This is a genomic window from Mesorhizobium sp. B2-4-13 (assembly GCF_006658535.1).
In the GTDB taxonomy this organism is placed as follows: domain Bacteria; phylum Pseudomonadota; class Alphaproteobacteria; order Rhizobiales; family Rhizobiaceae; genus Mesorhizobium; species Mesorhizobium australicum.
The window spans coordinates 99,515-119,988 of the sequence record NZ_VFVB01000007.1; the positions used below are offsets into that span (position 1 = coordinate 99,515).

20 protein-coding genes are annotated in these 20,474 nt (G+C 63.4%); 12 read left to right on the forward strand and 8 right to left on the reverse strand.

The features are described from left to right. The first annotated feature begins 124 nt into the window (after window positions 1-124). The 3 genes from FJ936_RS19820 to FJ936_RS19830 all read left to right on the forward strand — a co-directional run bounded on the left by FJ936_RS19820 (window position 125) and on the right by FJ936_RS19830 (window position 1,832). Window positions 125-886 carry a Crp/Fnr family transcriptional regulator gene (locus tag FJ936_RS19820; RefSeq protein WP_140789810.1) on the forward strand — a complete coding sequence of 254 codons (762 nt, stop codon included), beginning with the start codon at window positions 125-127 and terminating at the stop codon, window positions 884-886. A 120-nt stretch (window positions 887-1,006) separates the two neighbouring features. After that, window positions 1,007-1,333, forward strand: coding sequence for a DUF883 family protein (locus tag FJ936_RS19825; protein WP_015315401.1), 327 nt, complete (start codon window positions 1,007-1,009; stop codon window positions 1,331-1,333). Between the two features lie 10 nt (window positions 1,334-1,343). Further along, entirely contained in the window at window positions 1,344-1,832 is a 489-nt protein-coding gene (locus tag FJ936_RS19830) for a hypothetical protein (protein ID WP_140789812.1), read from the forward strand. A gap of 23 nt (window positions 1,833-1,855) precedes the next feature. On the opposite strand, the gene FJ936_RS19835 is transcribed toward FJ936_RS19830, so the two are convergent. Beyond that, window positions 1,856-3,388 (reverse strand): HWE histidine kinase domain-containing protein, encoded by a 1,533-nt coding sequence (locus FJ936_RS19835; protein WP_140789814.1) that lies wholly within the window; start codon window positions 3,386-3,388, stop codon window positions 1,856-1,858. A 145-nt stretch (window positions 3,389-3,533) separates the two neighbouring features. Here FJ936_RS19835 and FJ936_RS19840 point away from each other — a divergent pair, with 145 nt between their 5' ends. Then, on the forward strand, window positions 3,534-3,734 hold the full coding sequence (locus FJ936_RS19840; RefSeq protein ID WP_023774118.1) for a hypothetical protein: 201 nt from the start codon (window positions 3,534-3,536) through the stop codon (window positions 3,732-3,734). A 29-nt stretch (window positions 3,735-3,763) separates the two neighbouring features. On the opposite strand, the gene FJ936_RS19845 is transcribed toward FJ936_RS19840, so the two are convergent. Beyond that, window positions 3,764-4,684 carry a diacylglycerol kinase family protein gene (locus FJ936_RS19845; protein WP_140662967.1) on the reverse strand — a complete coding sequence of 307 codons (921 nt, stop codon included), beginning with the start codon at window positions 4,682-4,684 and terminating at the stop codon, window positions 3,764-3,766. A 287-nt stretch (window positions 4,685-4,971) separates the two neighbouring features. On the opposite strand from FJ936_RS19845, the gene FJ936_RS19850 reads away from it, so the two are divergent. After that, the gene (locus tag FJ936_RS19850) at window positions 4,972-6,276 is read left to right on the forward strand and encodes a PRC-barrel domain-containing protein (RefSeq protein ID WP_015315406.1); all 1,305 of its coding nucleotides are present in this window, start codon (window positions 4,972-4,974) and stop codon (window positions 6,274-6,276) included. A 65-nt stretch (window positions 6,277-6,341) separates the two neighbouring features. On the opposite strand, the gene FJ936_RS19855 is transcribed toward FJ936_RS19850, so the two are convergent. Next, window positions 6,342-7,901, reverse strand: coding sequence for an alkaline phosphatase family protein (locus FJ936_RS19855; RefSeq protein WP_140789816.1), 1,560 nt, complete (start codon window positions 7,899-7,901; stop codon window positions 6,342-6,344). A 226-nt stretch (window positions 7,902-8,127) separates the two neighbouring features. Between FJ936_RS19855 and FJ936_RS19860 the strand changes: the two genes are divergently transcribed. The 4 genes from FJ936_RS19860 (at window position 8,128) to FJ936_RS19875 (ending at window position 11,193) form a co-directional block, all read left to right on the forward strand. Then, window positions 8,128-9,060, forward strand: coding sequence for a VOC family protein (locus FJ936_RS19860; RefSeq protein WP_140712723.1), 933 nt, complete (start codon window positions 8,128-8,130; stop codon window positions 9,058-9,060). A 4-nt stretch (window positions 9,061-9,064) separates the two neighbouring features. Beyond that, the gene (locus FJ936_RS19865; RefSeq protein ID WP_140789818.1) at window positions 9,065-9,685 is read left to right on the forward strand and encodes an alpha/beta hydrolase; all 621 of its coding nucleotides are present in this window, start codon (window positions 9,065-9,067) and stop codon (window positions 9,683-9,685) included. Window positions 9,686-9,687: 2 nt separating this feature from the next. Then, window positions 9,688-9,987: a GNAT family N-acetyltransferase gene (locus FJ936_RS19870; protein ID WP_015315410.1), complete on the forward strand. Its 300-nt coding sequence runs from the start codon at window positions 9,688-9,690 to the stop codon at window positions 9,985-9,987. A 147-nt stretch (window positions 9,988-10,134) separates the two neighbouring features. After that, on the forward strand, window positions 10,135-11,193 hold the full coding sequence (locus FJ936_RS19875; protein ID WP_140616741.1) for a dipeptidase: 1,059 nt from the start codon (window positions 10,135-10,137) through the stop codon (window positions 11,191-11,193). A gap of 6 nt (window positions 11,194-11,199) precedes the next feature. On the opposite strand, the gene FJ936_RS19880 is transcribed toward FJ936_RS19875, so the two are convergent. The 4 genes from FJ936_RS19880 to FJ936_RS19895 are packed head-to-tail and all read right to left on the reverse strand — an operon-like array spanning window position 11,200 to window position 15,910. Next, entirely contained in the window at window positions 11,200-11,460 is a 261-nt protein-coding gene (locus FJ936_RS19880; RefSeq protein ID WP_140616742.1) for a hypothetical protein, read from the reverse strand. A gap of 2 nt (window positions 11,461-11,462) precedes the next feature. Continuing rightward, complete coding sequence (locus FJ936_RS19885; protein ID WP_141906914.1) at window positions 11,463-12,695, reverse strand: aminomethyltransferase family protein; 1,233 nt, start codon at window positions 12,693-12,695, stop codon at window positions 11,463-11,465. A gap of 43 nt (window positions 12,696-12,738) precedes the next feature. Then, window positions 12,739-14,304, reverse strand: coding sequence for an NAD(P)/FAD-dependent oxidoreductase (locus FJ936_RS19890; RefSeq protein ID WP_140789820.1), 1,566 nt, complete (start codon window positions 14,302-14,304; stop codon window positions 12,739-12,741). Further along, entirely contained in the window at window positions 14,291-15,910 is a 1,620-nt protein-coding gene (locus tag FJ936_RS19895; RefSeq protein ID WP_140616744.1) for an NAD(P)/FAD-dependent oxidoreductase, read from the reverse strand. The genes FJ936_RS19890 and FJ936_RS19895 overlap by 14 nt, the downstream gene beginning before the upstream one ends. 342 nt (window positions 15,911-16,252) lie before the next feature. Between FJ936_RS19895 and betI the strand changes: the two genes are divergently transcribed. The 3 genes from betI to FJ936_RS19910 are packed head-to-tail and all read left to right on the forward strand — an operon-like array spanning window position 16,253 to window position 19,398. Next, window positions 16,253-16,966, forward strand: coding sequence for a transcriptional regulator BetI (gene betI / locus FJ936_RS19900; protein WP_140662953.1), 714 nt, complete (start codon window positions 16,253-16,255; stop codon window positions 16,964-16,966). Between the two features lie 42 nt (window positions 16,967-17,008). Next, on the forward strand, window positions 17,009-18,091 hold the full coding sequence (locus tag FJ936_RS19905; RefSeq protein ID WP_140789822.1) for an ABC transporter substrate-binding protein: 1,083 nt from the start codon (window positions 17,009-17,011) through the stop codon (window positions 18,089-18,091). Then, window positions 18,088-19,398: a flavin monoamine oxidase family protein gene (locus FJ936_RS19910; protein WP_140662951.1), complete on the forward strand. Its 1,311-nt coding sequence runs from the start codon at window positions 18,088-18,090 to the stop codon at window positions 19,396-19,398. Before FJ936_RS19905 ends, FJ936_RS19910 begins: the two co-directional genes overlap by 4 nt. On the opposite strand, the gene FJ936_RS19915 is transcribed toward FJ936_RS19910, so the two are convergent. Continuing rightward, a complete protein-coding gene (locus FJ936_RS19915; protein ID WP_041163306.1) occupies window positions 19,362-20,435 on the reverse strand; it encodes an ABC transporter ATP-binding protein in 1,074 nt (357 codons plus the stop codon). The two genes, FJ936_RS19910 and FJ936_RS19915, sit on opposite strands and share 37 nt — an antisense overlap. Window positions 20,436-20,474: the final 39 nt, after the last annotated feature.

The window sequence follows — 20,474 nt, forward strand, 5'->3', positions numbered from 1 at the left end:
AAACGCCGGGAGTCATGATCGCAATTTGGTGTGTTGTCATTTAAAAAAGACATCCGCCGACAGGCCGATCTCGGCAACACGCAAAAACAGACCTGCTCACGGCAGGCATTCGCAGGGGGTCGAAATGCCGAGCCAGACCGGGCGCTCTTCCTCAAGCCGTCAATACCCCTGCGAGCAATGCCCGTTGCGGTCCCTGCCGGTGTTCCGGGAGTTCGAGAAGCCGGAGCTGGCCTTCATCAGCAAGTTCAAGAAGGGAGAACTCGCGGTCGACAAGGGTGCCACGGTTCTCGTGGAAGGAAGCCACAGCGCGCATCTCTACACGGTGCTGTCCGGCTGGGCGTTCCGCTACAAGCTGCTGCAGGACGGCCGCCGGCAGATCCTCAATTACCTCATGCCCGGCGATCTCATCGGTCTGCAAGGCAGCGTCATGGGGGAAATGCAGCATTCCGTCGAGGCGCTGTCGCCAATGCTGCTTTGCGTGTTCGAACGCGACAATCTGCTCGAGATCTACCGCAACCATCCGGGCCTCGCCTACGACATCACCTGGATCGCTTCGCGTGAAGAGCGGATGCTGGACGAGAACCTGCTCAGTGTCGGCCGCCGCAGCGCAATCGAACGCGCCGCCTATCTTGTCGCCTTCATCGCCAGCCGCGCCAAGGTCGTGGGCCTGAACGGCACGCAGTCCATCCAGATACCGATCACGCAGCAGCACATCGCCGATACGCTTGGCCTGTCGTTGGTTCACACCAACAAGACGATCCGCAAGCTGATGGACCGTCAGCTGATCGTCTGGCGCGACGGCGGTTGCGGCGTCGTCGACATTGAAGGTCTGAAACAGCTCGCCGGCTGGGAGGGGCTGTCCGAGGGCCGCCGGCCGCTGATCTGACCGACACCTTGCCGGGGCGGATCGGGTGCGCGTGACCGGGTTTTCGGGTAGTTTGTCCCGACATCGGAACCTTGAGACGCAAGGCGCGTTTGAAATCGAGCAATCACAAGGAGTTAAGCAATGGCCACCGTCGCAGGGAAGACAGCCAACGAAGCGCGGACGAATCCGGATCTGGAAGCCGACATCAGGCAGTTGAAGGCCGATATCGACAAGCTCACCAAGCAATTGGCCAAGACCGGTGAACACGGCTACGGCACGGCGCGGCGCGCGGCGGCCGAAGGCGTCGAACAGTTGCGCGCCCAAGGGGAGGCCGCCTTCGACAGCTTGCGCGGTAATGCCAGGGATATCGAGGCGCAGATGGTGGCAAGCGTACGCGAAAAGCCGGTGACGTCGCTGGCTATCGCCGCGGGCGTCGGCTTCCTGTTCGCGCTGCTCACGCGTCGCTAGTTCCGCCGAGATGGGACTGCTGGCCTCGTTGCTCTCGGGTTTCGCCTCGGGCGAAACCATGGCTGCCATACGTCGAGCACGGACGGCGGCCATCGTCTATATGCTTGCCGCGCTGGCGGTGTTTTGCGGTATCGGCTTCCTGGTCGGCGCGGCCTATATCTGGGCATCGGCCCGCTATGGATCGCTGGCGGCGGCGCTTGGTTTCGGTGTCGGCTTTCTGGTCATCGCAGGCCTTGTTCTTTTGACCCATCGGCTGATGTCGGGCACGCGGATGCGCCGCGAGGCTAGGCGGCGCAAGACCGACATGAAAGCGATCGGCATTACGGCCGCGCTCGCTGTGCTGCCGGCATTGCTCAAAGGTGGGCTCAAAGGTGGGCTCAAGGGAAAAGGTGGGCTCGGGGTTATTCTTGGTCCGGCCGTGGCACTCGCGGCCTATGCCATCTACCGCGAGAATGTGAAGTCCGACACCGACCACCACCCGGATGCCGGCGAGGGGTAGTCGCGCCGGCGGCCATGCTCACGTCATCTCGACAGATCTTCCAGCGGCATCGATATTTCGGCGAAGACCCCATCGCGCCGGAATTCGTGGGTTACTTCGCTCGAAATGACCTTGGCCAGGCTGCGCCGGATGATGATCGAGCCGAAGCCTTGCCGCTCGGGCGGCGCTACTTCAGGACCGCCGCTTTCGCGCCAGGTGAACACCAGGCGCCTGTCACCATTCTTGCCTTGCGCTTTCCAGTCGAGATCAACCTTGCCTGACGCGACCGACAATGACCCATACTGCAGCGCGTTGCTGGCCAGTTCGTGCAAGATCAGCCCGAGGCCGACGGCCTGATCGGGCGACAGCAGCAGATCGGCGCCCGAGATTGCCAGCCGCGGCTGGGCGGCGTTGTCGAAAGGCCGGATCTCGATCTGGACGAGTTCGCGGATGCCGATACCGCGCCACTCGCGGTCGGACAGCAGACCATGGGCGATACCCAGGGCCTGAAGCCGCGCGCTGAAGGCTTTGAGGAATTCGCTCGGCTGGCGGGCATGGCGCACGGTCTGCGTCGCCAGCGCCTGGACCGTCGCCAGCGTGTTCTTGACCCGGTGGTTGAGTTCACGCAGCAGGAGCCGTTGCCGTTCGTCACCGAGCTTGCGTTCCGAAATGTCGTAGTTGACGCCGAAAATCAGCGTCGGCTTGCCTTCGCCATCGCGCTCGATGACACGGCCGCGCGTGGCCACCCATCGCGGTGGATGGAAGCCATTCACCCGGTATTCGCCAAAATAGTCGTCACTGCCGGTCAAGGCATCACGAAAGCTGGTTTCGGTCTGGTGGACGTCGCGTGGATCGATGGCTGTCAGAACATCGCGGGCCCGCAACCTTGTCGAGCGCGGCAGGTTGAACAATTCCGGCAATCGGACGTCGCAGTCGATGACGTCGGTGCGGACGTCCCAGGCCCAACTTGCCAGCGAAGCAGCATCGAGGGCGACGGCGCGCCGCTTTTCCTCGCGCGCGAGCGCGGCTTCGGCGACAGCGCCGGTGCGGGTCGCGTGCTTCAGGGTGAACAGGCTGCCGGCGAGGCCAGCGAGCGTTTTCAACTGGTCCAGCTTGGACCGGGACGGGTGGGCACACGGCTTGCGGTGCATGACGCACAGGGTTCCGATCCGCGCTCCCGCGACAATGATCGGGACGCCGGCATAGAAGCGCACATGATGCTTGCCGGTCACCAGCGGATTGGCGTGGAAACGCTGGTCGGCCGCTGCGTCCGTCACCACCATCGGCTCATCGCCAGCGGCGATGGCGTGCGCACAGAAGGAAATGGCTGTCGTAATCTGTGTTTCTTCCATGCCAGAACAGGATTTGAACCATTGCCGATCGAGGTCGACAAGTGTGACCAGGGCGATTGGCGCGCGCATCACGGCGGCGGCAAAGCCGCCGATGCGGTCGAAATCCGGGTCGGGCGCCGTATCAAGCATCTCAAGCCAGTGCAACACGGCCAGCCGGTGCTCGTCCTGCACGGCGCGCGCAACCTCGGCCGGCAGATCGGCTGCTGTTTCCACGCTGCTATTCAAACCAAGTTCCCGTGGCTTGCGCTGATGTCCTCGCCGTCGCCGGCCCGGGACAGCCCTGCAGCCGGAACCATCCTTGCGAGGGACCGTTACCCGAGCGTGATTTGCCGATCGCGTCAGCCGACGCGAAACCAGACGAGGACCCGCCATGGCCAGGAACATTCCCGAAAACAAAGCGCGTCAGGGGCGGTGGGGCTGGCATGGGTTCCGAATCCTGATCGCCGGACTGCTCCTGGTGCTCGTCGCCTGGGGCGTCGCCGAGATCTACGGCGTGTTGATCAAGGCGCCGAACAGCGACGAGCAACATGTCCCCACGCCGCCGAGCACCAGTCCGGCGCCCTCCGGCTGAAGTCAGTCCCTTGATGACTTCACACAGCATCAGGCGGCCTTCACCTGGGCGACGCTGGCCGGCACCAGCACATTGAGCGCTCCAGGTTTGATTTCGATCGTCGTCTCACGATCGAGCCTGACCAGTTCGCCGTCCATGACGGCGCGGAATTTCCTGCCGCCGGAATGGATTTTGAGGGTCACCCTGTCGGCCTGGTGGATTTCGACATGTTCGTTGTCACGCCACTTGCCGCGCGCCACGTTGAACAAAAACTTGACCAGTTCGGCGCGCTGCTGCGCTACCGTGACGTAAATGCCGAGCACGCCACCGGCCGGATTGTCGGCATAGGGCAGGTGACCTTCGCCGAAGAGATTGTTGGTCACGCCGAGGCCGGATATGCGGGCAGTCATCTCCGCTTCACCGATGCCGAGCGTGACCTTCATTGCCGGCGGGTTCTTGATCGTTGCCCAGGCTGCCTTGGCGGAAGCGCCGATCTTGCCCAGGCGTGAGCCGAATTCCATGCCCTGGCGCAGCTGCACCATCTTGGCATGCATGCCGATCGAGAACTGATGAACGAAAGGCTGGCCATTGGCCGTAGCCATGTCGACTGCGATGATTTCGCCGTCGGCAAAGGATTTCAGCGCCGCATCGAGCGACTGCGGAATACCAAGGCCGCGCGCGAACAGGTTCATGGTGCCGGCCGGCAATATGGCGAGCGCCTTTTTCCTGCCCATCAGCCTGGCGGCCGCGGCCGAGATGGTGCCGTCACCGCCTCCGGCGAGCACGACGTCGACGGTGTGGCGCGACGCAGCGCTGTCGAGAGTGTCCACGACGTCCTTGCCGGCAACGATGTCGATGCTTAGAGAGTGGCCCGCCGATTCCAGCGTCTGACGCATCCGGTCCGAAAAGGCGGCGAGATCGGTGGTGCGCAAGGTGCCTCCGTCCCGGTTCAGCACCGCTGCGAATTTCATGCCCCGCTCCGCTGCTCACTTCATACGGGCCGGGGTACCCCAGCCGACGGCTGAAACGCGGCAAACCAGGAATAGTTCCGGCAGGGCTGGAATCTATGGCCATACCCTGGTTTTCGGCAGCGGGCGGTCAGATACGCTTCTTGGATTTTGACTTCGGCCATCGCGGTTTTGTCGGAACAACAGCATGGTCACGACGTTGTGAACCTGCAGAGATGTCGCGTCCGATCCCCAGCGAGGGGTTCAACCGGGCGCGGCATGTACGAAATCAGGCACGAGGAGAGACCATCATGATCCGCACCCTTTTAGCGACGACCGCCCTTGCGACAATGGTTGCAACCGGCGCCTTCGCGCAGAGCGCTGCAACCCCAGCCCCCGCGAACCAGCCCGCCGCCCAGGAGCCGGCCGCGACGGCGCCGGTACCGCGCGCTGAAGGCAGCATCGTCACCAACATCATCGGCGAAACCGTCTACAATGGCACTGGCGACAATGCCGAGAATATCGGCAAGGTCACTGACGTGGTCTTCGACAAGGACGGCATGGCGAAATCCGTCGTCATCGGCGTCGGCGGTTTCCTTGGCGTGGGAACCAAGAATGTCGCCTTCGACTACGACAAGCTGCAATGGGCCGAGAAGAACGGCGATCGCTGGCTGGTGGCGCAGACCACCAAGGACGAACTGAAGGCGCATCCGGAGTTCGACAGCAAGGCTTACGCGCCGGCCCCGGCCGCAGCGACGACCGCACAAGCGCCGGCCACATCGACCGACACCGCACAGCAGTCCACGAACGCCGAGCCGGTCAAACAGGCTGATGGCAACTTGGCCACAAACATCATCGGTGAAAATGTCTACAACGGCACCGGCGATGACGCCCAGAAGATCGGCGATGTGAACGACATCGTGCTGACCAAGGAAGGCAAGGCGCAGTCGCTGATTATTGGCGTCGGCGGGTTCCTGGGCATGGGCGAAAAGAACGTGGCTTATGATTTCGCCAAGGCGCAGTGGGCACAGAAGAACGGCGACCGCTGGCTGGTGGCGCAGACCACCAAGGAAGAGCTGCAGGCGCAGCCGGATTTCAACCGCAAGGCCTATGATCCGGCGCCGGCAACGACGGCATCCAATGAACCGGCGCCAACCGCGCCCGCAGCGGCGCCGTCCGCCGCGACAGCTCCCGCCGCCGCTCCGGCGGACAAGACCGCGGCGGCGCCGGCTGACGCCACGGCTCCTGACCAGACACAGACCGCGGCCATCGACAAGTCCAAGCTTACCGAGATGCCGGTTGGAGAGATCAGGGGCGACGACCTGAAGGGCACGACGGTCTATGGCGCCAACGACGCCAAGGTGGGTGAGATCGGCGATGTGGTGCTGACGCCCGACAAGAAACCCGACGCCGTGATCGTCGATGTCGGCGGCTTCCTCGGTATTGGCGAGAAGGAGGTCGCGGTCGGCATGGATAATTTGAAGTTCATGACCGACAAGAACGGCAAGAAGTACCTTTATACGACCTTCACCAAGGAGCAACTCGAGAAGCAAGCGGCTTACGACAAGGGCTCCTACGCCCAGAAGCGGGACGAGCAGCGTCTGATCGTCCGGTAGGCAAGGGTTCTTCCTTAGGCAAGATGCTTCGATAGGCAAGGATCCAGGGCGGTAGGGTAATCCCCCTACCGCCCTGCTTGCGATCTGGAATATCCAGCCACCCCGTTTTCCGTCAGTTCCAAAAGGGCAAGCGACTGGTCGAGATGTTCGGCCCGCCAGGCGAGCAGCCTTTCGGCGAATTCCAGCCGGGTCGAACGATGTGCCGGGCTGCCGGCGAGGTTCTTCAATTCGCCAGGGTCGTCCTCCATGTCGAAAAGCAGCGGCGGCAGGCCGCCGCCAAAATGCACGTATTTGAATTTCTTCGTGCGGATGACAGCGAGGTTGCACTGGCGCGAGGTGATGCCGAAATGCCGTTCGGCTTCACCGCCGGCGATCGAGCGAAAGTCGAACTCCCAGTGCGCGGCGTCGCGCCAAATGGCGGGCGTTCCACCGCTCAGGAAGGGTTTCAGCGAGCATCCGTCAAGGTGCGGTTCGGGAGCCACGCCGAGCAGGTCGATGAGCGTAGGCAAAATGTCCACCGCTTCGGTGAAGCGATCGACAGCGCCGCCGGCGGCCTTGCGGTGGCGTGGATCGCGGATGATCAGCGGGATATGGTAGCTGCCGTCGAAATAGCCGCCCTTGCCCAGCATGAAGTGGTCGCCCATCATTTCGGCATGGTCGGAGGTGAGCACGATGATGGTGTTGTCCCACGCGGCTTCGGTCTTCAGCGCTTGCCACAGGCGGCCGAGCTGCGCGTCCACCTCCGAGATCATGCCGTAATAGATCGCTCGGATGCGGCGGAAATCATCCTCGCTCCAGTCGTGCACCTTGCCCGTGGCGCCGGGGCGGAACTTCGCTCGTTTTTGGCGATCGAGATCATAGGCGACGTAGGGGTGGCCCTGAGATTCGGCGCGCCAACTTTCCGCGCGGTGAAAAGCGGGGCCGTCCGCGGGATCGTATTGAGTGTTGTACGGTTCCGGTACGATGAAGGGCGGATGCGGGCTGATAAAGGAAAGATGCGCAAACCACGGCGTGGCCTCGTCCTGCTCGCCCAGCCAGCGGATGAACTCGCCGGCAAGGAAGGCCGTCGGCGTCTGGTCCCTGGAGTAGACGGGTGGCGCTTCGGTCACCGCACCGTCGACCTCGCCCACCGGACGATGAATGTCAGGACTTCCAGCGCCGGCATCGATGCCTTGCTGCTTCAGCCAGGACAGCCACTGCTTCTGATGTTCGGGCAGCAATTGGCGCGCCGTGAAGCCGGGCAGAACACCCTCATAGCTGTGCAACCGCGGATCGGCCGGTGCAAGCTGGCGCGGATCGAGCGACACATCGGTATAGCCGAACAAGGTCGGATCGTAACCGACGCTGCGCGCGGCGAGCGCAATATTGCCATGGCGGGCGTCGAGCGGCGTGCCGTTGCGGCAGACACGATTGTTCATCTGATAGAGGCCGGTGTAGAGGCAGGCACGGGCCGGTGAGCAAGGCGCCGCGCCGCCGTAATGGCGCTTGAACAGCACGCCGTCGGCGGCCAGCGCATCGGCATTCGGCGTCTTCACCTGGGGATGGCCGACAGCCGACAGGCAATCGCCGCGCCACTGGTCGCAAGTGATGAGAAGGACATTCGGCCGCCTGCCTTTTCCAGTCACTTGCGCTTACCCCTCTCCAGCACGTCGAATGCGCACATGGAACCGATTCCATCCACCGCGCAAGACCAGGGCTGTTTGCTAAACGGTGAACAAGGATCTTGGGATTGTTCACTTTTAAGGCACAGTCCATCCTGTGTTTGCAGCCTTTGCCATACTCGCTCGTATCCTCATATTGGCCAGGAGAGCGGCGAGGGCCGCACAAACACCAAGGGAAGGAGCAGAGACCATGCTCGACCAGATCAAGGGCCTGCATCACGTCACCTCGATGGCCAGGGATGCACGGCAGAACAATGATTTCTTCACCCACAAGCTCGGCCTGCGCCGGGTCAAGAAGACGGTCAATTTCGACGCGCCCGACGTCTACCATCTCTATTATGGCGACGAGGCCGGCACACCCGGTTCGGTGATGACCTATTTCCCGTTTCCCAACATCGGCAAGGGCCGTCCTGGTGTCGGCGAAGTCGGCACCACGGTCTATTCCGTGCCGGAAGGCACGCTCGCCTCTTGGGAAAAACGCTTCACCGACGAAGGCGTAACCAATGTCGCCCGCGAGGAAAGCTTTGGCGAGAAGCGGCTCGCATTTGCCGGCCCGGACGGCGATGGCTTTGCACTGGTCGAGGACAAGGCCGACGGCAGAGCGCCCTGGGTGAAGGGCGGTATTGCCGCGGACGAGGCGATCCGCGGCTTTCACTCGGTTTCGCTGAGACTGAAGGATGGCGGCGCCACCGAGGAGCTGTTGAAGTTCATGGGTTACGAGGAGGTCGACAAGTCAGGCAATGTCAGGCGGCTCGCCGTCAAGAACGGCAATGGCGCCGATTTCGTCGATATCGAAACGCTGCCGACCGCACCCTTCGCCGATCTCGGCGCCGGCTCCGTTCATCATGTCGCCTTCGCCGTCGAGAATCGCGCCAAGCAGCTCGAAGTGCGCAAGGCGCTGATGGATACGGGTTATGGGGTGACGCCGGTGATCGACCGCGATTATTTCTGGGCGATCTATTTCCGCACGCCGGGCGGCGTGCTGTTCGAAGTCGCCACCAATGAGCCGGGTTTCGACAAGGACGAGGACACCGCCCATCTCGGCGAGGCGCTGAAGCTGCCGACGCAGCATCAGCATCTGCGGCCATATCTCGAACAGCATCTGCAGAAGCTGGAGGGCTGAGACGATGAGCAAGGACGCTTACGCCCACAGGGTGCTGCCTGGTTCGCCGGGTGGTCCGCTGCTTTTCGTTTTCCATGGCACTGGCGGCGACGAGAGCCAGCTTGTCTCGCTGGGGCGCAATCTCGCGCCCCAGGCCACCATTGTCTCGCCGCGGGGCGATGTGTCGGAGCAAGGTGCCGCGCGCTTCTTCCGCCGCACCGGCGAGGGCGTCTATGACATGGACGACCTGGCGCGGGCCACGGCCAAGATGGCGGGCTTCGTCCAGGCCCATGTCGAGGCGGCGAAGCCATCGGCCGTGCTGGGCCTCGGCTATTCCAATGGCGCCAACGTCCTGGCTTCGCTGGTGTTCGAAACCCCTGACCTGTTCGACGCCACGGTGCTGATGCATCCGCTGATCCCGTTCGAGCCGCAGGTGAAGGGCAGCCTTGCCGGTCGTCACATCCTGGTGACCGCCGGCAGGCGCGATCCGATCTGCCCGCCGAACCTGACGGCGCGGCTCGAAGCCTATTTGCGCGCCGACGGAGCCGATGTCACAGTGGAGTGGCACGAAGGCGGGCACGAGGTGCGGCCAAACGAAATCGAAGCGGCGCGGCGGCTTTTCGCCACCATCGCCCAAGGAGTGTAGAGATGCCCGATCAATTGCCAGAGATCGAACTTGAAGATCGCGGCTCCAAGGGTCGCTACGTGCTGCGCGGCGCCGGCGGCGCCGAGGCGGAGATGACCTTCACCAAAATCGGCGAGCACCAGCTGATCATCGACCACACCGAAGTGCCGGACGCCTTTCGCGGTCAGGGCGCCGGGCTTCGGCTCGTCACCCGTGCCGTCGAGGACGCACGGGCGGCAGGCAAGAAGATCATCCCGCTCTGCCCGTTCGCCAACGCCCAGTTCCGCCGTCACCCGGAATGGGCGGATGTGCTGAAGCAGTAGGGTCCGCAAGCACAAAGCGGATGTGCAGGAACAGAGCTAAACGGGCGGTCATTGCCGTCCCGTTGGCTTTGTAATTTGCCCCGGCGGCACATCTTGCCTAGATATGATACATCGCCCCGCCGACAAACAGACCGAATGATCCCCCATATGACCGAAACAGACCTCGTCCCCGTCTTTGACGGCCACAACGACACGCTGCTGCGTTTGCACCAGGCGAAAGACGCGGACGTCGAGAAGCTGTTCATCGAAGGGAAATCGGGCGGCCATATCGACTTGCCGCGCGCCAGGGCCGGCGGATTCGCCGGCGGCATGTTCGCCATCTTCCCGCCGCCGGTCGAGAAAGCGCGGCGCAGCGCCGTGCCTTCGGCGCCGAGCGACAGCGAACCGCTGCCGCCCGAGGTGCCGCGCGCCGATGCGCTCAACTCGACGATCGCGATGGCGTCCATCCTCTTCCGGCTGGAGCGCGCCGGTGCATTGGCGATCTGCCGCAGCGCCGGCGATGTGCGCAATGCCATGGCGCAAGGCACGATCGCCGCGGTGTTCCATATCGAAGGCGTCGAGGCGATCGATCCCGAACTCACCATGCTCGACGTGCTGCATGCCGCGGGCCTGCGCTCGCTCGGCATCGTCTGGAGCCGGCCCAATGCGTTCGGTCACGGCGTGCCGTTTCGCTTTCCGTCCTCGCCGGACACCGGTCCGGGCCTGACCGATGCCGGCAAGGCGCTGGTCAAGGCCTGCAATGAACTGAGGATCATGATCGATCTCTCGCATCTCAACGAGAAGGGTTTTCGCGACGTCGCGGCGCTTAGCGATGCGCCGCTGGTCGCCACCCATTCCAACGTGCATGCGATCTGCGGCCATTCGCGCAACCTCACCGACTGGCAGCTCGGCGCGATCCGCGACTCCGGCGGCATGGTCGGGTTGAACTTCGCCACCGGCTTCCTGCGCGAGGACGGCCGCATGAATGCCGACACCAGCCTCGACATCATGGTGCGTCATATCGATTCCCTGCTGCAGGCTTTGGGTGAGGATGGCGTCGGTCTCGGTTCGGATTTCGACGGCGCCATGATCCCGGCGGTCATCGGCGACGTTGCCGGCCTGCCGAAACTCATCGATGCGCTGGCGGCGCGCGGTTTTGGCCGCGCGCTGATCGAAAAGATTGCCTACCGCAACTGGCTAAGCATGCTGGAAAGAACGATAGGTTAGGACGCCTTATTCGAAGCCCATGCGCTTCAGCCAGTCCTTGCCGACGCCGCGATCGCGAATGATCGGCAGCGGGTTTTCCGCATCGAGCCGAGCGCAAATGCGATAGACCTCCAGCGTCTCGGCGCTCATCTCGCCGCGCTTGTAGAAGAACATGGCGGCGGCATAGCGCGTGCGGCCAGACCATTTCTCGCCGAGCGGCGTGTTGACCAGCTCCCACTGTTCGGCGGCTTCACCTTCTTCCTGTTGCTTGCCCGCTCCCTCGGTCATGGTCAGAAATCCGCCGGCGGATTGGCGGTACGGCGGTCGAGCTTGATGAAGGGGCGCGCCACCACCTTGGCCCGTTTCATCAGCTTCTGGTACTGCAGCTCGCGCATGGCGTAGATCTCGACCCAGAGGTCTTCCACGACGGTATCGCCATAGGGCCGCGCCAGCGAGGCGACGGCGATGTTGCGCTTGGCCATCGGCGACCACATGGCGGCGCTGACCAGGCCGACCTCCTGGCTCTTCCTGTGATAGACGATCGCGTGTTCGGCCGGGATGTTGCCTTCGATCTCCAGTCCGACGAGGACATGCCGAAGCTTGCGTTTGGCGCGGGCCTCGAGGATGGCGCGGCGGCCATTGAAATGGCCCTTGTCCAGGTCAATCATGAAGCCGAGCCCGATCTCGTCGGGCATGCGCAAGCGGTCGGCGCGGATGGCGTGTTCGGCGGTGGTGAAATCGGCATTGGCGACGATCAGCCCAGCCTCGAGACGGGCACGGTTGAGGGCGGTGTAGCCGATCGCCCTGATGCCGTGCAGTTCCCCAGCTGTCATCAGCCGGTCCCACAGGCTCAGCGCCTTTTCGGCCGGAACGAACAGTTCGTAACCGAGATCACCGGTAAAGCCGGTGCGTGAAATTATGGCCGTGCCGCCGTCGTGCGGAAATTCGGCAAGGTCGAATATTTTCAGCCTCTCGACACCGGCAAAACCGGCGTCGCGCAGCACAGCAAAGGATGTGGGCCCCTGCAAGGCGAGCCCGGCGACGGCCTCGGTCTCTTCCTCGACGAGGACGTCGAAACCAAGGGCGCTGTCCAGCAGCCACGGCAGACGCCGCTCCTGCGAACACAGCCGGAAGCGGGTCGGCGAAAGTCGGAACAGCGTCCCGTCGTCCAGCACAAAACCCTCGTCGTCACACCAAGCGGTGTAATGAACGCGGCCGGTCCTGAGCTTGGTGACATCGCGCAAGGTGACGCGGTCGAGGAAGGCCTGGGCATCCGGTCCTTCGATCCGGTATTTGGTCATCGGCGAGATGTCGAAGAGTGCTGCCTGACTGCGGATGGCGAAGTATTCGAGCTCCTCGTCCCAAAGCGAATGCGGCGCGCGGTAACCGGCCCAATTGTACCAGTCCTGGGTCTTGGCCAGCGCATCGATGCGCGGCTGGAACGGCGTGCCGAGGCGCAGCGTGCGGAAGTGGGATTGGGCTGCGATGCGGGCTGTCAACGGAATGGAGGCTTGATGGGTCATGATGGCGCCATGGAGTGCAGCGTCGGCCAGTTGAGACATCAAGTCACCCCTTCATCGCAATGACGCGCCGCGCGGCATTCAATCCTGGCGCACCGGAAACTCCACCACCAGGATGCGAACCCGCGCCGGCCAGGAACAGCCCGTCGAGCGGCGTGTCGTAGCCCGACCAGCCGGACACGGGACGCGAGATCAGCATCTGATCGGCCTGCAATTCACCGTGGTGCCAGTGGCCACCCGGCATGCGGTAGCGCTTCTCGATGTCCGCAGGGGTGAGCAGTTCGGCATGAATCACCGTCTTGCCGACGCCAGGCGCATAGGCTTCCAACTGGGCCATGATTGCCTTGAGGAATTTCGGCTTGCCGGTATCCCAGCCCTCTTTCAACCGATAGGGCGCGTATTGCACCACGGCGGACAGCACGCAGGCGCCGTCGGGCGCGAGTGACGGATCGGCGATGCTGGGCAGCGTGATTTCCATCACCGGCTCGGGCGAGAACTCGCCATATTTGGATGGATTGAAGGCACGTTCGACGTGGTCGGGAGAGGACGCAATCACCAGTCGGCCCTTATGGCCGGCGGCGTCGACACCGGCAAACCGCGGCGGCCGGTCGAGCGCCAGATGGAGCTTGGCGGCATCGCCCCTCATGCGGATGTTTTTCACCTTGCGCACGAAGCCGGTGTCGATCTCGCGCGGTCCGACGAGGTCGAGGAAGGTGGTCGTCGGATTGATGGCCGAGACGATCGTTCGGGCGCGAAGCTCCTCGCCATTGTCGAGGGCAACGCCGACGGCGCGGCCTTTCTCGACAATGATCCTGGCGACGGGCACCGATGCGCGGATCGTGACGCCGGCCTTTTCGGCAGCCGTGCGGATGGCGGCGACCACCGCGCCCATGCCGCCCTTTGGCAGCAATTGCGCTCCGGCCGCACCGCCGCTCTCTCCGCTCAGACGATAATAGAGGCCGAGCAGCGAGGTCGGCGAGCGCGGGCCGAGATGGCTGCCGAGCGTGGCGTCGAAGGCGAGCAGCCCCTTCAGCCTGATATCGGCGAGCTGTTCGTCAAGCAGGTCGGCAACATTCATCAAAAGCACGCGCAGAAAGTCGCGCATGTCTTCCTTGCCAAGTTTCTTCAACGCCACCGCGGTATGGCCGAGCGAAGCGGCCTCCAGCAGCGACATGCCGCCGAGATCGGGCGGCCGGCGCGACAGGAAGGGTTTCAGGATGCCGGCATAGCGCAGCAGTTGTGCGCGCAATTCCTTCCAGGCGGACTGTTCCGACGAACTGGCGCCGGTCAGCACCTCGCCATAAGCGCCATGCAGGACAAGCGGCGGTCCATCTTTCGACAATGCGACCGACGGCAGGAAGTCGGCGCGAGCGATCTGCAGCCCGTGCTTTTCCAGCTCCAGCGTTTTCACCACATCGGGATGCAGCCGGTTCAACACATGCGCGATGGACGAAGCGCGAAAACCGGGCGCAAATTCCTCGGTCCGCGCGGCGCCGCCGGGTTCGGCTCCTGCTTCCAGCACCAGCACCTTGCGGCCGGCCTTCGCCAGCGTGGCGGCAGCGACAAGCCCGTTGTGGCCGCCGCCGATGACGATGGCATCAGATGACGTCATGGGCCGGGCTCATATGCGAGGTGGATTTTGCGAGATCGCGCAGGATTTCGGCGGCTGCGTTGCGGCCGGGCGCACCCATGACGCCGCCGCCGGGATGGGTCGAGGAGCCGCACATATAGAGGCCGCCGACCGGCGACCGATATTGTGCATAACCGGGCACCGGACGGTTGAACAGCAACTGGTCGAAGGTCAGCTCGCCCTGAAAGATGTTGCCTTCGGTGAGGCCGACCTCGGCCTCGATCTCGCGTGGCGTGCGCACCTCCATATGGACGATGCGGTCGCGGAACCCGGGTGAATAATCCGATATCTGCGCAATCACGCTTTCAGCAAAACCGTCACGATCGGCGTCCGTCCACTCGCGACCAGCGATCTTGGGCGGAGCGTACTGCACGAAGCAACTCATGAAATGTTTCCCTGGCGGCGCCATGGTCGGGTCGAGCGTCGTCGGGATGACCATGTCGAGGAACGGATCGGCGGACCAGCGGCCGGCCTTCCAGTCGTCATAGGCGCGCTCCATGCGCTCCATCGAATCGGTGAAATGCATGTCGCCGCGATAGACCGGCGAATCCTTCGGCAGCGCCGGGAATTCCGGCAGCGAATCGAGTGCTATGTTGACCTTTCCGGAGGATCCGCGAATCTTGAAGTTCTTCACCCGGCGCAGGAAGATGTCGGGCAGTTCCTTCTCCTCGACCAGCTTCAGGAAGGTGCGCTTCACGTCGGCATTGGAGACGACCAGCTTGCCGTAAACCTCCTCGCCGCCGGCCAGCACGACGCCCCTGGCCTTGCCACGGCTCACCAGCACATGGTCGACCTCGGCGCCGGTGCGTATGATTCCACCCGAGGCCTTGAACGAGGCGGCCAGCGCCTTGGTCACGGCGCCCATGCCGCCGCGCGCATAGCCCCAGGCGCCGACCGATCCGTCGACCTCGCCCATATAGTGGTGCAGCAGCACGTAAGCGGTGCCAGGCGACATCGGCCCGAGTGCCGTGCCGATGATGCCGGACAGGGCGAAGTTCGCCTTGATGACGTCAGTCTCGAAATATTCGTCGAGGAACTCCGAGATCGACATGGTCCAGAAGCGCAGCGTCAGCGCCATTTCCTCGGCGGAGAGACCCGCGAATTTCTTGCCGAGATAGAGCAGTTCGCCGAGGTCGCGCGGGCGCAGACTGGTCGGATCCGGCGCGGTGCGCATCAACAGCGGCTGGATGAAGCGGCACTGCCGCGTCACGTCGCGGGCGTAGCGGTCATAGGCCTCGGCGTCCCTTTTGGAGAAACGAGCGAATTCCCGCCGGTGCGCGTCGTGGTCGCGGTAGTTGGCGAGGTAATCGCCATCCCGGGTGAACACCGCGCCGCCCTCATAGGAGATGACTTGCAGGCCGAAGCGGGGGAGCTCCAGATCGCGCATGATCTCGGGCCGGAACAGCGAGCAGACGTAGGAGCAGTTGGAGTAGAGGAAGCCCGGCGTCAGCTCGCGGCTGGTGGCCGCACCCCCGACCCAGTCGTTCTTCTCCGCAACCAGCACGTCGAGGCCGGCGCGCTGCAGGTAACAGGCGTTGACCAGGCCGTTGTGTCCGCCGCCGATGATGATCGCATCCCAAGCTTTCATTGTGGCCCAGTGCTCATCTGCTCCCGCTCTTCATTTCTGCGTGATCTGTCCCCTAATGCGTGGAATTTGGCACGGCACCAGCCATTGTGTCCAGCCATACTGAATGAATGTTCAACAAATGATGTTGCGTTTTTCCGGACATGAGTTACGCTTTGCCGACGTTCGAACCCAGTAATCCGTCCATTGGGAACCGAGGCTGATGATTTGAATGGCAGACGCCACCCCGGAATATGACGAGGCCGCCATCATGAGCTGGGAGGCCATGCAGAAGGTGCTTGACAGTGCGAGCACCGTCCCACTCATCTTCGCGGGTGGAAGCCGGATGCAAAGGGATAGCCGGCGATGCTGGAGACCATCACACGCATGAAAACGGCAGACGCCAGGGACGCGCTTCTTGAACCGGCGCGGAAAGCCGAATCCGAGAAGCGCGGGCGCAAGGCCTCGAAGGAGGTCAGGCAGCTTCAGCTCATCGAGGCGACGATCGATTCGCTCGCCAAGCGCGGCTATTCGGAAACGACGATGGCCGATGTCGCCGACGGCGCCGGCCTGTCGCGCGGCATCGTCAATTTCCATTTCGAGAGCAAGGAAAAGCTGCTCGTCGCGACGCTGCAATATATGTACGACGAGTATTCCGCGCACTGGCGCAATGCCTTGCAAAAGGCAGGAGACGATCCCGCGCGTCAACTCCAGGTTCTCGTCGCGGCCGATTTCGACCGCTCCATCTGCAACAAGCGCAAGCTTGCCGCATGGTGCGCCTTCTGGGGAGAGGCCAAGTCGCGGCCGACCTACCAGGCGCTGAGCAGCGCGCGGGATGCCGTTTACCAGAATATATTCATCGACCTGTGCGCGGCTCTGAAACAGAGCGGCGGCTACGCCTATGAGCCGCAGGTCATGGCGCTGGCGCTCAGCGCCATGCTGGAAGGCTTGTGGCTGCGGTTGATGATGGGAACCGAGGACACCACGCGGGAGACCTCCTTGCAGGCGGCCAATGAATTCCTGTCGGCGGCTTTTCCGAAACACTACCCGCTGAAGGCCGCTAGCCCAACGAGATCATAAGAAGAGACGAAACCATAAGAAACCGCAGAGGATGGAACAGCAATGAAGACACTGACAAGGCGCCTGACGCTGACGCTCGCGCTGGCGGGAACACTGGCGGCTTCGGCCGCGGCGCTGGCGATCGCGGCCGACAAGGATCTGATCGTGTTCGACTGGTCAGGCTATGAGGATCCGAGCTTCCACCCGAAATATGTCGAGAAAAACGGCGATTCGCCGACCTTTGCCTTCTTCGGCGATGAGGACGAGGCGTTCGAAAAGATCCGTTCCGGCTTCAAGGCCGACCTTGGCCATCCCTGCTCGCAGAGCGTGACGAAGTGGCGCGAGGCGGGCCTGCTGCAACCGCTCGATACCTCGAAGATCACGGGCTGGAAAGACCTCAATCCCGGCATCATGGCGATGAAAAATCTCGCCACGACCGAGGACGGGAAAGCCTGGTTCATGCCTTGGGACTGGGGCAACACGCAGCTTACCTACAACTCCTCCAAGATCGACGAAAAGGACGTGCAGTCGCTGAAGGCGTTCGCCGATCCGAAGTTCAAGGGCCGGGTTTCGATCGGCGACAATGTCGACGATGCCTATGCGCTGGCGAGCCTCGCCATCGGCCTGAAGGACTGGACCAAGATGACCGACGACCAGTTCAAGCAGGCCTCCGACTTCCTGCGCCAGGTGCACAAGAACGTGCGCTCCTACTGGACCGATACCACCGACGTCGTCCAGCTTCTGAGCGGCGGCGAGGTCGATCTCGCCTGGGCCTGGAACGATGCGACCGTGCAGTCGGTCGCTGCCGGCGTGCCGATCAAGTCTAAGAAGGACACGGCGGAAGGCATCTCGACCTGGGTGTGCGGCTACGTGCTGTTCAAGGATGCGCCCGGCAATACCGACAAGGCTTATGACTATCTCAACGCGGTCAACGATCCGGAGACCGCCAAGGTGCTGGTCAAGGACTGGGGCTACGGCCAGGCCAACGCCAAGGGCATGGCCGGCGTCGATCAGGCCATCCTGAAGGAAAAGGGCTATGACGACGTGCAGAAATTCGTCGACAAGACGCTGTTCCAGCAGCCGCTCCCGTCAGATCTCAAGCTCAAGATGATCGCCGAGTTCGAGAAGATCAAGGCTGGCTATTGAACGACAAGACAGAAAGAACCGACGTCGTCATCGTCGGCGCCGGCTTCACCGGGCTGTCGGCGGCGCTCGAGCTGAAGAGGGCCGGCGTCGGCTTCCTGCTGCTCGAGGCACGCGACCGCGTCGGTGGGCGGGTCGAGGCCATGTGGAACGGGCTTGGCGAGCGCATCGACAGCGGCGGCCAGTTCCTGTGCGAGGACATGCCGCAGCTGATGGAACTGGCCCAGGCTCGCGGCAAGACCTTCGTCGAGACTTATGTCGAGGGCGATTTCATCACTTGCCCGTCAATGTCGGTCGGCCGGGCCGAGCGGACCTATCACGCCTCGATGGCGATCCGTGAACGCATGAACAGCATCGAGCCCAACGATCCCGCCATTGCGGGATTGACCGTTGCCGAGTGGCTGGAGCGGCAGGATGACGTGGGCGAGGTCAAGGCGGCCTTCCGGTCGATGATCGAGGGCCTGTGGTGCCTGGCATTGGAGAGGGTGCCGCTCTGGTATCTGATCGACAATGACCGGCGTATCACCAATGAGGTGCCGGAGCTGCAATATTCCCTACGCGAGACCATGCAGTCGTTGGCCGATGATCTGGCGGAGGACCTCGGCGGCCGGGTGAGGCTCGGTGAACCTGTCACCCGCATCGAATACGGTCCGCCAGGGGTTCGTGTCGTCTCGAGCAATAGCGTGATCGAAGCGCGAGAAGTTCTGGTCGCCGTGCCGCCGGCGACAGCCGCGAAGCTCGATTTTACGCCCGCCTTGCCGGCAGCCCTGGAAGCGGCGCTCGGCGCCTGGGAAAGCGGCGCGGTGATCAAGGTCCTGGTGCGCTATCCCAAGCCGTTCTGGCGCGAGCGGGATTTGAGCGGGATGGTGATGTGGCGCGATCTGCCGGGGCTGTTTGCCTGCGACGCCAGCAGGGATCCCGATCATGCGGCGCTTGTCGTCTTCGTTGGCGGACCGCTGGCGCTGCGCTGGCACGAACTCGGCGAGTCGGATCTGCGGACGCAGGTGACGACGGAGCTTGTGGAGGCGCTCGGTCCGGAGGCGGCGGATGTTCTCGATTTCAACCGCCGTGACTGGACGCATGATCGCTGGAGCGGCGGTGCCTATAGCGACCTGATCGTCGATGTGTCGGCGAGGGGTGCCGAGGCCACCATTCTTGCCGGCGCACCGCCGGTGCATTTCGCGTCGTCGGAATTGGCGCCGTCATTCCCGGGCTATGTCGAGGGCGCGATCGTGGCCGGGCGTATCGCGGCGCGCAGGATCATCGCCGGAGTTCAGTCGGCCATCGCGACCAACGCTTCCGGATCATAGGCGAGGCGGATCGAGGTGCCGACTGGAATGTCATCGGCGCCGAAATCGTTGGTCTCGGTCACCGAGAGCGGCTTCTCCAGGCCAGGGATTTCGACGATCAGATGGGTGATCTCGCCGAAATAGTGGCGTTCCACCACCTTGCCGGCGACCTCGAACTTGGCTGTCGCGTTGTCCCACAGCACGCGCAGGCGCTCCGGTCGGATGCCGAGCGTCGCGCCGCCGCCATTGCGCACGAAAGCCTTCGGCTTGTCGGTCTTGATACGGCCGAAACCCAGCGTGTCGACGATCAGCGAGGCGCCGTTCTCCTCGACGATCTCGGCCTTGACGAAATTCATGCCGCCAAGGAAGTCGGCGACCTGGCGGTTTACCGGGCGCTGGTAGATTTCCTTCGGGGAGGCGACCTGCGCGATCTTGCCGCCGAACATCACGGCGATGCGATCGGACATTGCGAGCGCTTCATACTGATCGTGGGTGACCAGGACGAAGGTAATGCCGACGGCCTGCTGCAGGCGGCGCAGTTCGACCTGCATCTGCTCGCGCAGCTTCTTGTCGAGCGCCGACAGCGGCTCGTCGAGCAAAAGCACCTTAGGTCGCATCACCAGGGCGCGGGCGAGCGCGACGCGCTGCCGCTGGCCGCCGGAAAGCTCCGTGGCAAGCCGCTTGCCGAGGCCGGTGAGCGAGACCTGCGCCAGCGCCTCCTCGACCCGGCGCTTCTCTTCGTCACCCTGCAGCTTCAACCGCTTCAGCCCGTAGGCGACGTTCTGCTCGACATTGAGGTGCGGGAAGATCGCGTAGCTCTGGAACACCATGTTGGTCGGCCGGCGGTTAGCCGGTATGCCTTCCATGGGCTGGCCGCCAACCGCGATCGAACCGCTGGTCGGATTGTCGAAGCCGGCGATCATGCGCAAAAGCGTGGTCTTGCCGCAGCCCGACGGGCCGAGCAGCGAGAAGAACTCGCCTTCCCTGATGGTCAGGGAGGCGTCGTCCAGCGCCTTGAACGCCCCATAGCTGCGGGTGACATTGCGGATCTCGATCATCGATCTTTCGGATTGGATCCTGTCCGCGTGAGGGCGCTC